Below are 15026 nucleotides of genomic sequence, written 5' to 3' on the forward strand. Positions count from 1 at the left end.
CGGTTCGCGCGACAGCCAATAAGTTTTTCTTCTTCAGTCTCGTGCGGCGGGAAGATCGGAATTAGCTCATGTTCAGTCGCGGAAGTCCGTCCATTGATGACGGACCTCTCGCCGGAATTATTTCTTTTCTTCGACCAATGTCCCATTGACATACTTGTGAAGAATGCTGGAAACAAACGTCTGATAGGGCAGCCCTTCCTTGATTGCGCGTTTCTGTAATTCAAGCAGATCTCTTTCGGAAATTCGTATATTGAGTCTCTTGTCCTTTCGCAAAGTGTTTCGCGCGTACCGCATCAGCTCTTTTTTTCTTCGAGGAAGGTCTTTCACCGGTACGAACTCGCCTTTTTCAAGGCTTTTGACGATTTCATTCTCTTTTTTGGTTAATTTTGTCTTCATTGTTTCTCTCCAAAGTATTTCTCTGTGGCCTTCCTGCTTGGAATTTTCAGGAACAGTTCATCCTCGGTCTCGACATAGGGGAAGAGATAGGCGTCATCATTAATGGATACTCAGCATTTGAGCGAGATGGCGCCGGGCTTGCACATGTTTACACATCGCATGCAGCCGTCGCAGAGCAGTGGATGGGTGGCCTGGATGATTACATCGCTTGAAGGATTTGCGGGATCGAGCGGGCGGTGCGCCAGCACCTTTGTGGGGCACGCGTTAAGGCATTCGAGGGCGCACTGCGCCGGGGCCCGGCACTTTTCCATATCTATCGCGATCAGATACTTTCCCATTACCATTCATCCCTTACGGTTTCCACGGTTTCCCTGTCGACCAGGCTGATCGCGCCGCGGGGGCATCTCGATCTGCACACCCCGCACCCGAAACAGAGAGAAGGAACGATGATCGCCCGCTGTTCCCGCCGCGAGAACCGCATTGCGCCGAAAGAGCAGGCGGACATGCACTGGGGCTTTTCGCGGCAGCCGTTGCAGGCGGAGTAGTCAACCCTGGCGATATAATGGCTTTTCAAAGCAGGCCCGTACAGCCGGGGGAACAGATGGTTTCTTAATGGCACACAGTAGGGCAACTCGCAGTTGCAGATGTTCATCACATAAGGGATTGGAACGCCGCTGACCCACTGCACGCATCCTCGCTCGCCGGCCTTCCGAGTGATCTCCTTAGCCTCCTCGGCGTCCACGTACCGGTTATATTCCTTCACGGGAAGCGACTTTTGCGTGATCAGATCACACACCGGCTGGAAGTGCATGCATACCATCTCGTCAATGCCGCCCCACAACTTTCTGCATTCGCAGATGGTCAGCCCGATCTTGACATCGAAATTCTGCGGGAGTTCGAGCACCTTGAGCGCGTCCTCGAGGGGAAGTATCTGCCCGATGATCGAGGATTCGCGATTAAACTCGTTCATGGAGTTTATCAGGTCCGGCGGCGGGTTGAGGCTGTCGAAGCACGCATCGAGAATCTTGAAACGGCCCATCATTCCCTCGCCGAACGCGAGAGAGAATGTTGCCTCCATCACTCGCTGAAAGAGGGGGTCTTCCCGCCACGCCTTCCACAGGTCGAAGTTTTTGGGCGTCAGATACCATTTCGTGTTGTCTGAACCATGCTGGCGACAGAATTCACACATGTCCGGGCTTCCCCCTCCATATGGCAGGACGTTAATCGGCTGTCCGAATCATTTCGTATCTTCTCCTGCTCCGGCTGAAGCGCGCCGGTATGAGCGGTACCCATGATACCAGATTTGCTGATGAAAGAGAAAGATAGACATGATTTCTGGATGAACATTGCGGTCCGGGGGTAGTCGGGGAGAAACATTCTGATAAAACTCTTGATTGCGAATGAGCGCGAAATAAGTGCAAAAACAGAATGAAAACTGCACAAATGCATTTAACCACCGATTTCACGGATTGACACGGAGTGCTGAACGAAGTGAAGTCACGCGTTTGGCGTGATCATTCTGACCCCGCTGACCTGCCACGCGTTTCGCGTGGTTCGCGGGGGAAGAATCTCTCTTTTCAACCGCCGATGAACGCCGAGTGCGCCGATGTAGGGGCACGGCATGCCGTGCCCGAAATGTTTTCGTTACGGGGAAAGAGACAAAATCCAACCACCAAGGCACGAAGGCACAAAGAAAACAAAGGCGAAAAGGCACGAAACCCACGATTTTCGAATTTCACATCTTTTCTGGTTACAATCGAAAACATGTTCCGGATTCTGATCGGGAGTGGAATATGTGTTCACCGTAGGGGCGACCCGGTGGGTCGTCCGCGAATCTTTGAATTCCGCCATACACCATTCCCCCTTTGACAAAGGGGGACTAAGGGGGAATCTCTTTTCTCACCCCCGAACCGTAGGGGCGGTCCAACGTGGCCGCCCGCTTCTCGTCATACATTCCCGCGCCTCGCGGCATTACCTGCCTTTATCTCTTCAGACCTTGAACTTTGGACCTTGAACTAATTTCTCGCCACGAAAGCGCACGAAAACCACGAATCGCAAATTAGACATCTTTCTGGCTGCAATCGAAAACATGTTTCGGATCCTCAATTGAGTCGAGGAACGGCTTTGATCCGGGATCGGTTGCGGTCCTTTGGTAGTCGAAGAGGCGCTAGCCAAGCCTTCTCTCATGCTCAGCATTCGGTCTGGCATATCTGAAGATAACATGATGAATGCTTGACTTCGGAGGTTGATTGAATAAATGCGACTTCTAACTAAATGTTTCATATATTTTCTATTTGGAGAAGATGGGCGGAGAAATAACCTTTGACAAGATAAGGACTTATGGAGAAAAATCGGGCTCTGTCCCTAATTTCGCCCCAAATCCTGGAAAGTTCTGGTCCGTCGTCGGCGCAAACGCCATCATTGCTTCGCGCTGCCCAATTCTCCGGCAGCTTTGATATTTCCCGGGAGGAATTATCAGCCTTTAGAATGTTGTGCCGCCCCACCCGGAGACGCGGCTGACGGCATCGGCTGCGCTCGCCATCGCCGCCTCCATGAAGCAGCCGCCGAGGATATCGCTCACAAAGGAGACTCCTCTAAGGTCCTTAGCCGTCTTCTTGAAGTCCAGAATTTTTTGGTATGAGCCCGGCGGATAATGACCCATTCCGGCCTCCTGATGCCAGAAAACCCTCGCTTCTTCCACCCAGTTCGACATGCCCGGTATCGCCGGTTCAATATCTTCGAGGGCCTGCTTGATGATTTCGTCATCAGGCCTGTCTACGAGGTCCAATGTGTGCGGGTAGCAAGACCAGGCGCTCACTACGCCTTTCCCGCTGGGAATCATCGCCGGGCACTTGACAAGATGATCCTCAAAAAAGCTGAAGGTTCTCTTGAGAGCCGGCTTGTTGAAGTACGACCAGAGGTCGTGCGAGACGGGACGATCGAGGAAGAAAACCGGCATGGGAAGAGGAGCCTGTGTGATCGAGTTGAAGAATTCGCGCTGCTGTGCAAGCTCGTCCGGAAGCAGGCGGCCAACTGAGCGAGCCGCCGCCGCCACTATCACGTGCCCCGCCCTCTGGATCGCCCCGTCCTTCTCCAACTGAACTCCCACAACACGGCCCTTCTCCATCACCAGTCGTCGCGCTGGCGTCTCATAATGTACTTTGAGCTGCTTGGCGAGTTCTTCGGCCAGCATGGAGGTGCCCCCCACCATCGAATAGTAATGCGTGAACATATCGATGCGAAGCAATTTAATGAAATGAAGCAGGCTCATCCATTCTGGTTCGCTCAAGTTGCTTGCCAGTGTTATCGACGACAAGACGTCCCTCAATTTCAGGTCCTGCGGCGCATTAAACGCTTCCAAAGCTTCCGTGTCATCCAGCTCAGGGTTAGCCTCTTCAATTCGATACATCGGCGGCCGATGCGCAAGAATAATGTTCTCGAGCATGAACCGATACAGCTTCAGATTCTTTGCGAACCCCAGGCCTTTGATAAAAAAGGAGTGCGGAATGAAAGTCCCGGCGCCGCCGTCGCTGAAATTGAATCTCACTTTCCCCTTGATCTCGATGAGGCGGCTGCGCAGATTCATAGCGTCGATCAGGTCGAAAGCATAACGATAGTTCGAATGGAAGAACTGGGCGCCCACATCGACCTTGTCGCCTTTGCGCTCTATCGTCGCCATCCGCCCGCCTGCTCGATCCAGGGTCTCCAGAATTTCTACATCGTACCCGCGCCGCTGCAGCCAGTAGCCCGCCGAGAGGCCGCCGATGCCAGCTCCAATGATAATTATTTTTCTGTTCTCCATGTTCGACCTCCTTTGCCGCTCCTGCCGGATGGGCTCCTGAGTAACAGTGGTGGACAAATGAACATCAGGGAGCGATATCTTTCTTCTTTTTTCCTCGCATCTTTTCTTCCGCGTAGAGTTCCAGAAAGCGCCGTATCAACCGGGCCATCCTCGCCGGGAAGACATTTTCACCGTCCATGTCAAGAATATAGAACGTGCCTTCTACAAGCGCGATCAGGATATTTGCGATTTCGTGCATGTCCGCTCTCGATAATCCGGCAAGTTCCGGTGTTTTTGTCAGCGTGTCCACAATGACGAGACGCTGACGTCGCACCTGCTCCCGAAATGTGCTGCGAACGGTCGTGCTCCTGTGGGCAAGAGACCAAAAATCGTAATATAAACTGCCGTCCTCCAACTTCTGCGACTTGGGACTGAAAAGGAAGTCGATGCTCTTTGTGAAGCGCCGGTCGGGATCGGATTCCTCCCGGAGTTCTGAGCCGAGATCAGCAATAATCCCGCCGATGATCTGTGTGACGAGTTCACTTACCATCTCGTCTCGGTTCTTGAAGAAGTGGTGCAGGTTGCTTACCGGCAAGCCGGCCTCTTCGGCAACCTCTCGAAGCGAGGCGTTTTCCAGTCCTCTTCTCACCGCACAGACATGAAAAGCATCCAGAATCTGGGCGCGTCTCTCGTCGGCGATGCTCTTTCTGCCTCTCTTTGCCATGGAGCGACTCCTCCCCTAAGAATAATAGATGGAACAACCCACCTAAAATTAATTATAGCTCGCAATTCGATTGCTGTCAAGAGAAAAAATGTTTATGTTCTCTTTCCTGGACTTGGGGGGAATAATTGGGGGCTGCGCAGGTCTTCGCACTTGACAAGGTCTTTGAATGAAAAACTGTGGTTTTCCTCCAAAATCTGCAGTGATCTTTTCCAATCTCGAAATATCAACCTTCCGTTATCGAATCTCGACTCCTCGGGTTACATGGCAGAAAATCATCTTCGCCGCGCCATTCGGGCAATGTTCCAGCGCTAGTCGATTCTTACGCCCTGCTTCTTGAGAGCATTCTGCACCGTTGAGATGTCGACGTCGCGGCAAGTCGCCTTGTCTTTCAGTGAAACAGCCGCGGCGACGCCCGTTCCCTGCCCGGTGACCGCGCAGCATAGCATCTGGCGAATGGCTGCGTGCGATATCTTGTCGCCCGCGACGCAGCGAAAAGGGGCGGAGGATTCATGCGGATGGTTGAGTTTAAGGACGGGGTGGTTCTTGATCGCCTGTCATCGCTTTGTCTTCATTTCATAGGCGATACCGCCAGGATTGCTCACTTTATCGGAGGCGTCAAGAATCTCAATGGCATATGCCATTCCATTTTCATCGTAATCGATAATTACCACTCTAACCAACATATACTTACCCATATCCATCATTAAGTGTCGCTTCTGATAGATCCTCTTTTCGGAGCTTCTCGACTGCGCGATTGGCGGACCGGATGACGGTCTCGAGTGTAGAATGTCCGTAGTAGTCGCCCACGAGATAGAGGCCCTTGAATCGTGCGGTGGTTTCGAGAAACTTTCGCAGTCGCGAATAGACGCCGACCTTGTAGCGAGACATGCCGGTGTGATGGCGCACGACCTGTACCGATTCGATCTCATGGTCGAAACGGTGGATGATGCGCTCCATTTCCTTTTTGGCCTGTTCGATGATAACATTGTTGGGCTGGTCGACGAGCTCTTCGCCGGGTCCGCCGACGAACCACACCTGCAGCACCGATTTGCCGGACGGCACCATCTGCGCGCATTTGAATGCCGCGTCGGACGCGAATGATGCCTTGAAATTTTCCGTTCGCGAGAACACGAATGCCCAATGGTTCTCAGGAAGGCGCTTCTTCAGGAAGAACACCACCAGCGGGAATTGGGAATAGACGTAATCGCGGGCGACGCTTTTCTCTTCGTCCGAAAGCTCCGGCAGCATGCGAGGAAGTTCCTTGAGCGGAGTGGCGCAGACGACTGCATCGGTCTTCACGGTCTGCGATTTTCCTCCGATCTTCACCTGCAGCCCTGTCACGCGATTCGCATCGAGCAGGATTCGCTCGACCTCGGCTTGATATGTGACGGGCAGGCGCGCGGCCAGTTTCTCGGGGAACGAGTACATGCCCATCGGCAGACACGTGTCGGAGGACGTGAGGAACTGTTTTGTGATGCGCAGGAAATGGGCGAGGCTTTCGCCTTCGGGCTCGGACAGATTGAAGGCGGTGATGATCGGGTACACGAGGAACTCGAGCGCGTCGCGGTCGCATCTCTTCAGGATATAATCGGAAAGCTCGACGTCCTCGAACTCGGGCAGGGGAGTGTTAAAGTACGGGTCGAGCCGGCCGAAATTGAGGAGGGCGGTGAGAATAATCTTGCCGAACTTCAGGTTCGAGCTGAGCGGGATCATCTTGTATCGTTTCGTATTGTGTTTCACGAGGTAGCCGCGCCCGCCGCGCATGATCTTCACCGGCGGGCGGATCGGGATCAGATGCTCTTTAAGGCCGACCTCCTCGAGCAGTTGGTATGTCTCGGTATAGTTCGTATGAAAATACTGGGTTCCGACATCAACGCGCGCTCCGTCTTTTTCGAGCAGTTGAATTCTGCCCCCGGGAACGGCGGCTTTTTCATAGATTTCGATTGCACCACCTGACTTCTTCAAGAAATGCGCCGATGCCAGCCCGCCGATGCCCGCGCCGATGATCGCAGTCTTTGGTTGCTCCATGGGTACACCTCTGGCCTGCATGCCTTAAATGGTTCGCAATTGATACGGGCAGTTGTGCGAATGAATTCGCACCTACCGCGCGGCGGGGATTTGATGCAATTGACTCTGATGATTCTCGGGATCGAACAGCATCCCCCGCGCAGGTTCACCCGCGTTCCAACAAAAGAGGAGCTTGCATTCAAGTACAAGCTCCTCCCAGGATTATTTTCTCGATGTATCGGTTGTTCAATTAACAGGCGTTATTCCTGTCGACTACTTATGGAGCCGCTTTCACCGCCTCGAGAGTCGCCTTCGCGAAGGTGGTGACTGCGGGATGCGTCAGCAATTTTTTCAGGCCGTTCCCATCCTGCAGCTGAGTCGCATAATAATCCAGCAGGAGAGCCATTTTGTCTTTTGCGTTGCTGACGGAAAAGTCTATTTCGTTTTCGGGATTCTCGCCGGCCTCGATCGCCTTGACAAGCAGATCGGTGAGCCCATTTTTCAATTCGCCCAACATCTCCCGGACATCGACTTTCGGCGCACGCAGATGGTTGGCCATCGAATGCAGGAGCGATGACGCGTCGGTGCGAAGCTCCTTGACGGTGTCGTGCAGTTTCGCTTCGGGGAAGTCGAGCACTTGCCCGACGGCATGAGCCACGCCAAGCAGTCCCCATTCCGCATCCTGTATTTTCATGTCGCGGACGTAATTGGGGTCTTCGTTCAGGTATTCCTTGCGATAGGGGAGACTGCCGTCGTCCTTGATGTCCTTTCCGAAGAAATGGTAGCGTTTCGCGGGCGGAATTTTGATGTGGCGATTGGCCGGGTCGATGATCTCCTTCAATGTGGCCCAAATCGCCTTCATTTCCGTATAGCCTGCCTGCACTTTCAGGAAAGTCGAGGGCTCGCCGAAATGTTTCTTCCAGCGCTGCTCGAGTTCCTTCACCATTTTTCGGACGCGCCCGTTGACGGCGAACCGCTCCATCGCCGGGAGCATTGCATAGGCCTGATACAGTTGCTGGCGGTGCCCCTCGGCGATCTGCTGGAAATGTTTGTCATCATAATTTCGGAACCGCTCGAAGCCGTTCATGTGCACCTTGAGCATGCGCAGGATACTCGGGCCCCACGTGTGCAGCAGCCGCTCGTCGCCCTTGCGAATGATCTCCATGATTTCGTGCTCGTACAGGTTCTTGTGCACCATGCCGCCGCCGTAAAAACTCACATCTTCCCATTTGAAGGGTTTGACGCGTCCTTCCTCCTTGAGCCGGTTATAGAGCGGAGTGCCGGGATAGGGGGTTACTCGCGTGAGTTGCGCCGTCGGCGGTTCGCATGAGAGGAAATACTGGAAGTCTTCTTCGACTGTTTCCCGGTTGTGGAAATCGAATCCGACCATCCACCCGACCGTGGTTCCGATGCCGCGCGCATAGAGAGCATGGAAAATCTCTCTCGCGTCGCCTGCGCGCTTGCCGTAGCCTTCGCCGGGCGCGAACTTCGATTCGAGGCCGATGAAGATGTGGGCGATATTGTCGTGCGCCAGTTCGTCCAGGTCAGGATACGTTGACAGAGTCCTGATGCTGGTGAGGATGGTGATCGAGAACTGTGAAAAATCAAGTTCGGGGTCCTCGCGCATCAGGCGGCCGACTTCATTTATGAAATCCCGATCCTGGTCTTCCTCATAAATGATGTAGTGGGTTCCCGGCTCGCGTTTCTGCCACATCTTGATTTCTTCTTTCACCTGCTCCGGCGTCACCAGGAGAATGCGTTTCCCGCCGAAATGAGTGGTCGTGGTGCAGAAATCGCATCCGTTCGTACAGCCGACGGCGGCGATAAGCGCCGTTGTTTCGCCTTCGGGCCAGCGATCGAGCCAGGGAGGCGCTCCGAATGCGCACCGCGGAAGAAAATGCTGGCGGACCGGCGTGTGCGTTTCGTCACCCAGAAGTTTCCGGAACCACATGACTCCGTCGCCAAGTACAATGTGGTCGACCAGCTTCTTCCATTCCTCCTCGGGGTAATACGCGCCCACGCTCTGGGCGACGAAGCCGCCGAGAATGATTTCGCTCTTGGGCGAGTGTTTACGAACCTGGCGGCACATTTCCATTACGCTCTCGAGGTTCGGCGTCAGGGCCGAAATGCCGACATAGTCGTACCCTTTCTTAATTTCATCTACCCAGTTCTCCATCGTCGGGTGGTCAAGAACGGTGCAGGGAGCGGAGATGTTCTGAGCGATGATGAACGGGCCAGCCAGGTGCATGTGGCCTTCATGCGTGAAAATGCCCTGCCCCTTCATGAATCGCTGGCGCATGATATCGGTCGGCGTATCATGCCAGGGCTGGATCGGGTACGGAGTTACCGGTGTTGCGAGCAGAACTTTCTTCATGTTAAACCCCCCCAGTAGCCGCTGCGGCTCAGGAATCGGACACTGCCGAATTTTAAGAATATGTTAGCGCGGACTTCTGACTGAGTCAAGTGAAATTTATGAATCATCTTCATTTTTCTGAATAATTTAGAACCTGGGCTATTTCTCTCTTCTCCACCGGGCGCAGCCGTTAAGAGCAACCAATGTCTCGTAATCCTGGAGAGTATCTTCGTAACTATAGCCAAAGCTTATAGTTACATTTCACAGCAGCACGAGAAAATCCGGCACAACGGTCACCCAATGGGGGTTAAATCTAATTATAAACGTCTACTTTAAGATAATTATGAGTATGTCCCCGAAAATTTCCCAATTTTTCAGCCTGCATAGGCACATTAAACGGTAGCACGGAAAATCCCGCAAAAAAGGCCATGGAAATGGGTTGAGCATAATTATAGAAGTCTATCTTAGAAATAACCAGATTCCGTTCCCGAAATTTGAGCCTAAGGATAGATGCCTACTTTTGATTCTGCTACAAAACCCCCGCCCTCGGGTTCAACCGCGCTATGGTAGGTGCGAATTCATTCGCATATTCAAGACTGGCCGAATGAATTCGGCCCTACCCAATGGGGGATCTGCAGCGGAATCTACTTTTAAGATAATTAGGCTTTTCCCTTAATTTTTCAGGTTGAGGATGCGCTCGGCGTTTGCGCCGAGAAGCTGGGTCTTATCTTTTTCGGTGAAGTCTTTCAGGCCCATCATCTGCAGAGGGGGCGCCATAGACAGTTCTTTAATGTAGTTCACCCACTCCTTGTGGGAGAGCAGAGGAGTAAGGAGCGGCCAGTCGCTTCCGAACAGCACCTTGTGCATTCCGCCGCAGCCGATTTTGAGCTGAGTGAGCGCCTGGCACAGCACAAAAGGTGTTTTCGAGAAGACCTGCCACTGGGAGATGTCGACGTATACGTTTGGGTTTTTTATTACAATGGCCACGGCCTCATCGATCCACGGCATTCCAAGGTGGGCCATGATGATGGGGATTTCCGGGAAATCGACCGCCATTTTGTCGACGTAGACCGGCCTGTTGAATTTCAAATACGTTCCGGGCGGTCCGGTCCCTGTGTGAACCACGATCGGCATTTTCAGCTCCGCGGCCCGTTCGTAGAGCGGATAATAGCGCTCATCGTCGGGATAGAAACCGGTCAGCGTCCAGAGTTTGAGCCCGCGGAGTCCGATGTCTGCGCATCTGTCGAGTTCGACGAGCGCCTCTTTCCCTCGCCTCGGATCGATGCCTGCAAACCCGATGATTCTGTCGGGGTGCCGTTTTACGATGTCGGCGACATAATCATTGTAATCCCGCACGGTCAGATGCGACGGGAACGCGAGTCCGGCATCGAGCGCAAGCAGCACTGTCTTATCAATTCCCGCCTCATCCATCTCGCCGAGCAGGCGCTCGATGGTTCCATTGGATAACTGGTCGGGATATTGCGGCTTGAATCTCTCCGCAACGGCGTCGATGATCCGCCTCATCTCGGCGGACATGAGTTTCTCTTCCCAGATATGGCAATGGGCGTCGATGATCATATTCCGATTTCCTCTCTCTCCACCATTGGTACCGATATCGCCGCTCGCTTCGCGCTCACTCCGCAATAAGCGGCGGCGGAAATGAGGACGATGAACAGCGTGAAAGCGGGCCAGTAGCCGCCGGCCAAATCATAGATTACGCCGGTGAGCGTCGCTCCGATGGCCGCTCCCGCGGTGTTGAGCAGGGTCAGGATCCCGAAGATCGCGCCGAAGTGAGCGAGTCCCATGCATTCCGCAGTCAGTCCCGGATTGATCAGAAGAGGAGCGCCTATCGCAAACCCGTACACAATGGCGAAGACAACCGCAACTCCGAAAATGTCGGCCCTCATCAGCAGGACAATCCCCACGAGTATCATTGCGCACGTAATCATGACCGCCGAGCGCAATCCCCATCGATCAGCGACAAATCCGGTCCCGATCTTGCCGAGAACGGTCATGCCTGAAACGGTAGCGATAAGCAGTCCGGCCGTAGTCTCGCGGTGCCCGATGTCGGTCAGGTACGGCATCAAATGCACGCCGACGCCCATCGCGACCAGTCCGAACAACAACATCATTGCTCCGATGAGCCAGAATCTCCTGGTGTGAAAAGCCTCGGATATGCTCAGCCCGCTGGCAGGGATTGGCTTGGAATCGCCTATGAGTCCGCCATCGGGAAGGAGGCCTTTTTCAGACGGCTTTGTTCGGATCACGAGCAGGTTTAGCGGCGCCACGAGGAGGATGATGCAGCCCATGATCATGTAGCTGGTGCGCCATCCCCAGTTGACGACGATCAGGCTGGTGACCGGTACCATGACCATTGCGCCGAGGCCGGTGCCGGTCATCACGATGCCGAGCGCCATTCCGCGTTTGGCGCTGAACCAGTTGGAAATGACGAGGGAGATCGGGATCAGCGTTGCGCCCGCCTGGGCGACGCCCGCCAGAGCGTAGAGTCCGAGGAAGTACGGCAGCGACCGTGATTGCGAGAGCAGGATCGACAGGACGCCGATGGCTGACGCTCCGGCAGCCATGACCCACCGTGCGCCGACCCGATCGATTAATCTTCCAATGAATGGAGCGGACATTCCCATCGCGATAGCTGAGATAGTGACTCCGAACGCAATTTTACCGCGCGACCAGCCGAGGTCCTCCTGGATGGGCTTGATGTAGACGGTGAAGGTATTGACCGAAATGCCGAAGACGATAAACGCAACGACGAAACATGCCGCCACGATATACCAGCCGTAGAAGATTTGGTGTTTAGCCGTCTGCATGAGACGAATCCCTTTCCGGGGTGGGTTCTCTCCAGATGCAGGAAATAGCATCTACAATTTTTTGCGGCCGCTGGTCAAACGATCCAGGCTCACGTGCGCCGGCACGAGATCATGTCACATGGTACGGGTAATATCCTCTGGCGATGTCGAAGCGGCCGAGTTGTGCGCCGCCCAGCCAGAGCTGGATTTCCTTCACATCGCGCCAGTACTTCTCGACGTGATAGTCGCGGATGTAGCCGTAGGAGCCCATCAGCTCCATCGCCTTGTTTGTTACCATTATGGCCATTTCGGTTGCGTAATTCTTGCTGATGCTGGCCTGGCAGAGCATCTGTTCCGAGTATGCCGGCGGGTACTGATCGCGGTGGCTGAGCATGTATGCCACCTGCAGGTAATGAGCGCGCGCGGTCTCGATACCGGTAGCCATCTCGGCGAGCATACCGGCTGCGATCGAATGTTCGCGGAGGGGTTTGCCTTCGGCGACTCGTTCGCCGGTATATCGAAGGACTTCTTCGAAAGCTCCTTGTGCGCAGCCGACGGCCGCCGCCGCGCTGCAGACTCTTCCAATGGTGAGGTTGCTCTTGAAGAGTTGGGTGTCCATGCCCGGTTCGCTGGCGCGGTACGTTCTCGGAACGCGCACGTTATCGAAGTAGATGTCGGCGTTGCGGTCCGATTGCATGCCCGCCTTTTTCTCGAATTTGCCGAAACTGAGGCCGGCAGTCTCGCGCGGCACGTAGATCAGTGCGATGCCTTCCTCTTTTTTGCTCGGGTCGGTCTGGCAGACGACGCAATACAGGCAGGCGACGTTGGCGCTGCTCGGGAATCGCTTGGCGCCATTGATCACCCACTCGTCTCCGTCGAGCACGGCGCGCGTGTGAATAGTCTTCCCGTGAAGCGCCGGGATGTTTTCGATATCGCATCCGCCGGCGGGCTCGGTCATCGCGAAGCATGCGAGGCAGGGCGATTCCTTCTGGCCGAGCGATTCGAAGAGGTCGAGCACTTCCTTGTTTCCGGTCTGAGAAGCGGGAGCGAGCGCCCATCCGTTGACGCCGGCGACGATTCCGATGCCGGCATCGCCGCGCGACATTTCCTCGAGGACGATGCACGATGTCACGAGGGAGGGGCCTGCGGCGTCCGGCTCGGCCTGCTCGTCGCGCGCGCGAACGCGGAAGACGCCGAGATCGGACAGCTTGCGCAGAATGTCATTGATGATGATGTGTTCGTTGTCATCGTCGAGCAAATGGCGCACCGGCATGATTTCGCGATCGACGAACTGGCGGATCATCTGCACGATCATACGGTCCTGGTCCGATACGATCAGCGGAAAGTAATCCATATTATCCCTCTGCTTTCTGGCGGCCGATGTCCTGCCGCCGTTCCTGAGACACTCTGAGAAGAAACTGTCTCCTCTCGATCAGCCGTTTGGTCGCTTCAACACCTCTCCTGAAACTGGGATAGGGGAATACTCCCTGTGACTCCAAATATTCGAGAGAACCTTTGCGGTCCTCCGCCGAGAACATAGCTCCTTCCGAAACAACGAGGATCGGTTTTTGGAATTTATCAATGCATTCGACAACGACCTTGGCCGAATTGATGTCCTCCTCAATGGTCCTGTTACACATTTCGCGGAGAGCGGTATCACTATAAAAAGCCGTCTTCTCCAAAAGTTTTGCACGGGTTGTGCCGAATCCCATCCCGAGCATGAGGATGCAATCGACCTCATCGGCGCTCGCGAGGGCTTCGAGGCACCCGCGCACGCTGCTGCGCGAGAGGCCGGCCACGAGGTCGACCGGATTCCCCCGGTTCCACCATGGCGGCAGGACCGCATCGAGTTTGGCAATCGTCTGCGGGCTAAGCCGGGAGACGTTCAAGCCCATATTGTAGCAGACGTCGGAACAGAGGACTCCGAGCCCGCCGCCTGTCGTCAATATGGCAACCCGATCTCCCTTCGGCAGGGGCTGGCGCCTGAGTGCAAGCGCGATGTCGAACAATTCGTCGATATCGCTTACGAGCAGGATTCCCGCCTGTTTGCACATGGCGGAGAAGACGGCATCGGAGCCGGCGAGCGAGCCGGTGTGCGAACTGGCGGCGATGCTGCCCGCAGGGGTGCGCCCGCCCTTGATCATGGCAATCGGTTTTACCGTAGAGACTTTTCTCGCGACCTCCATGAGGCGTTTGCCGTCGCGCGCTCCCTCGACATACGACAAGATTACTTCGGTGTCGGGATCATGGAGGAAATACTCGAAGTAATCTTCCATATGCAGGTCGGCCTCGTTCCCGCTGCTGACGTACTTGCCGAAGCCGCAATTGCGGAGCATCGACATTCTGAGCGTGATCCCGCCGATGTTTCCGCTTTGCGAGGCGAGGCTGATCTTGTTGGGGCTCGGAAAGTACGGCGGCATGAGCGCGTACAGGCTCGAGGGAGACGAGCACATAACTCCGTTGCAGTTCGGGCCGACGACGCGGATGCCGGCTTCGCGCGCCGCCTGCACGAGCGCATCCTCGAGTTTTTTCTCTTCGGCTCCGAGTTCACCAAACCCGGCTGTAATCACGAGAGCTACTTTCGCCCTTCCCTTGCATTCGTGGATAGCGGGCGGTACTTTGGGGGGCGGCAGAACGACGAACACCAGGTCCACCGGCTCGGGGACGGCTGCTATCGAAGGATAGACTTTCAGGCCGAGTATTTCGCTTTCGCTCGGGTTTATCGGATAGATGCGCCCCTTGTATCCCCCGAGGAGAAGGTTCATCAAGATGAGGCATCCCCATTTGCCGGGGTTTCTGGAGGCGCCGATAAAGGCGATGGATTTCGGTTTGAAGAGGTGGTCGATCGTGTTATTCGAATCCATATATAATAGCTGCTCCCGCTTTTGGGTGCATGATAAAGAGGAATCCTTTTGCTGGACAGGGGTTCACGCGCCGGGAGCCGGACGCTATTCTATC

14 protein-coding genes and 1 pseudogene are annotated in these 15026 nt (G+C 54.8%); all 15 read right to left on the bottom strand.

What is annotated here, in order from left to right; translation table 11 throughout:
• Positions 1–117 precede the first annotated feature (117 nt).
• A complete protein-coding gene (locus C4520_16625) occupies positions 118–396 on the bottom strand; it encodes an antitoxin (GenBank protein ID RJP17388.1) in 279 nt (92 codons plus the stop codon).
• Positions 393–488, bottom strand: a pseudogene (locus tag C4520_16630) (toxin). Before C4520_16630 ends, C4520_16625 begins: the two are co-directional and overlap by 4 nt.
• 18 nt (positions 489–506) lie before the next feature.
• Complete coding sequence (locus C4520_16635; GenBank protein RJP17389.1) at positions 507–734, bottom strand: hypothetical protein; 228 nt, start codon at positions 732–734, stop codon at positions 507–509.
• Positions 734–1585, bottom strand: a complete 852-nt coding sequence (locus tag C4520_16640; protein RJP17390.1) for a 4Fe-4S dicluster domain-containing protein — start codon at positions 1583–1585, stop codon at positions 734–736. Before C4520_16640 ends, C4520_16635 begins: the two co-directional genes overlap by 1 nt.
• A 455-nt stretch (positions 1586–2040) precedes the next feature.
• Positions 2041–2247 carry a hypothetical protein gene (locus C4520_16645; GenBank protein RJP17391.1) on the bottom strand — a complete coding sequence of 69 codons (207 nt, stop codon included), beginning with the start codon at positions 2245–2247 and terminating at the stop codon, positions 2041–2043.
• 631 nt (positions 2248–2878) lie between these two features.
• On the bottom strand, positions 2879–4198 hold the full coding sequence (locus tag C4520_16650) for an FAD-dependent oxidoreductase (protein RJP17392.1): 1320 nt from the start codon (positions 4196–4198) through the stop codon (positions 2879–2881).
• Between the two features lie 64 nt (positions 4199–4262).
• Positions 4263–4901 (bottom strand): TetR/AcrR family transcriptional regulator, encoded by a 639-nt coding sequence (locus C4520_16655; protein RJP17393.1) that lies wholly within the window; start codon positions 4899–4901, stop codon positions 4263–4265.
• Positions 4902–5209: 308 nt separating this feature from the next.
• Positions 5210–5449 carry an FAD-dependent oxidoreductase gene (locus C4520_16660; protein ID RJP17394.1) on the bottom strand — a complete coding sequence of 80 codons (240 nt, stop codon included), beginning with the start codon at positions 5447–5449 and terminating at the stop codon, positions 5210–5212.
• Positions 5450–5455: 6 nt separating this feature from the next.
• On the bottom strand, positions 5456–5605 hold the full coding sequence (locus C4520_16665; GenBank protein ID RJP17395.1) for a DUF2283 domain-containing protein: 150 nt from the start codon (positions 5603–5605) through the stop codon (positions 5456–5458).
• Positions 5589–6950 carry a hypothetical protein gene (locus C4520_16670; GenBank protein ID RJP17396.1) on the bottom strand — a complete coding sequence of 454 codons (1362 nt, stop codon included), beginning with the start codon at positions 6948–6950 and terminating at the stop codon, positions 5589–5591. Before C4520_16670 ends, C4520_16665 begins: the two co-directional genes overlap by 17 nt.
• 235 nt (positions 6951–7185) lie before the next feature.
• Entirely contained in the window at positions 7186–9282 is a 2097-nt protein-coding gene (locus C4520_16675) for a hypothetical protein (protein RJP17397.1), read from the bottom strand.
• Between the two features lie 651 nt (positions 9283–9933).
• Positions 9934–10839, bottom strand: a complete 906-nt coding sequence (locus C4520_16680; GenBank protein ID RJP17398.1) for an amidohydrolase — start codon at positions 10837–10839, stop codon at positions 9934–9936.
• A complete protein-coding gene (locus C4520_16685; protein RJP17399.1) occupies positions 10836–12140 on the bottom strand; it encodes an MFS transporter in 1305 nt (434 codons plus the stop codon). Before C4520_16685 ends, C4520_16680 begins: the two co-directional genes overlap by 4 nt.
• 58 nt (positions 12141–12198) lie before the next feature.
• Positions 12199–13422 (bottom strand): hypothetical protein, encoded by a 1224-nt coding sequence (locus C4520_16690; GenBank protein ID RJP17400.1) that lies wholly within the window; start codon positions 13420–13422, stop codon positions 12199–12201.
• Between the two features lies 1 nt (position 13423).
• Positions 13424–14932: a hypothetical protein gene (locus C4520_16695; protein RJP17401.1), complete on the bottom strand. Its 1509-nt coding sequence runs from the start codon at positions 14930–14932 to the stop codon at positions 13424–13426.
• Positions 14933–15026 lie beyond the last annotated feature (94 nt).

The sequence above is a fragment of the Candidatus Abyssobacteria bacterium SURF_5 genome, assembly GCA_003598085.1.
In the GTDB taxonomy this organism is placed as follows: Bacteria; Abyssobacteria; SURF-5; order SURF-5; family SURF-5; genus SURF-5.

Bases quoted from the DNA above. Each gene is read 5' to 3' on its own strand.
- C4520_16625 (RJP17388.1), bottom strand. From the start codon at position 396: ATGAAGACAAAATTAACCAAAAAAGAGAATGAAATCGTCAAAAGCCTT.
- C4520_16635 (RJP17389.1), bottom strand. From the start codon at position 734: ATGGGAAAGTATCTGATCGCGATAGATATGGAAAAGTGCCGGGCCCCG.
- C4520_16640 (RJP17390.1), bottom strand. From the start codon at position 1,585: ATGTGTGAATTCTGTCGCCAGCATGGTTCAGACAACACGAAATGGTAT.
- C4520_16645 (RJP17391.1), bottom strand. From the start codon at position 2,247: ATGGCGGAATTCAAAGATTCGCGGACGACCCACCGGGTCGCCCCTACG.
- C4520_16650 (RJP17392.1), bottom strand. From the start codon at position 4,198: ATGGAGAACAGAAAAATAATTATCATTGGAGCTGGCATCGGCGGCCTC.
- C4520_16655 (RJP17393.1), bottom strand. From the start codon at position 4,901: ATGGCAAAGAGAGGCAGAAAGAGCATCGCCGACGAGAGACGCGCCCAG.
- C4520_16665 (RJP17395.1), bottom strand. From the start codon at position 5,605: ATGATGGATATGGGTAAGTATATGTTGGTTAGAGTGGTAATTATCGAT.
- C4520_16670 (RJP17396.1), bottom strand. From the start codon at position 6,950: ATGCAGGCCAGAGGTGTACCCATGGAGCAACCAAAGACTGCGATCATC.
- C4520_16675 (RJP17397.1), bottom strand. From the start codon at position 9,282: ATGAAGAAAGTTCTGCTCGCAACACCGGTAACTCCGTACCCGATCCAG.
- C4520_16680 (RJP17398.1), bottom strand. From the start codon at position 10,839: ATGATCATCGACGCCCATTGCCATATCTGGGAAGAGAAACTCATGTCC.
- C4520_16685 (RJP17399.1), bottom strand. From the start codon at position 12,140: ATGCTATTTCCTGCATCTGGAGAGAACCCACCCCGGAAAGGGATTCGT.
- C4520_16690 (RJP17400.1), bottom strand. From the start codon at position 13,422: ATGGATTACTTTCCGCTGATCGTATCGGACCAGGACCGTATGATCGTG.
- C4520_16695 (RJP17401.1), bottom strand. From the start codon at position 14,932: ATGGATTCGAATAACACGATCGACCACCTCTTCAAACCGAAATCCATC.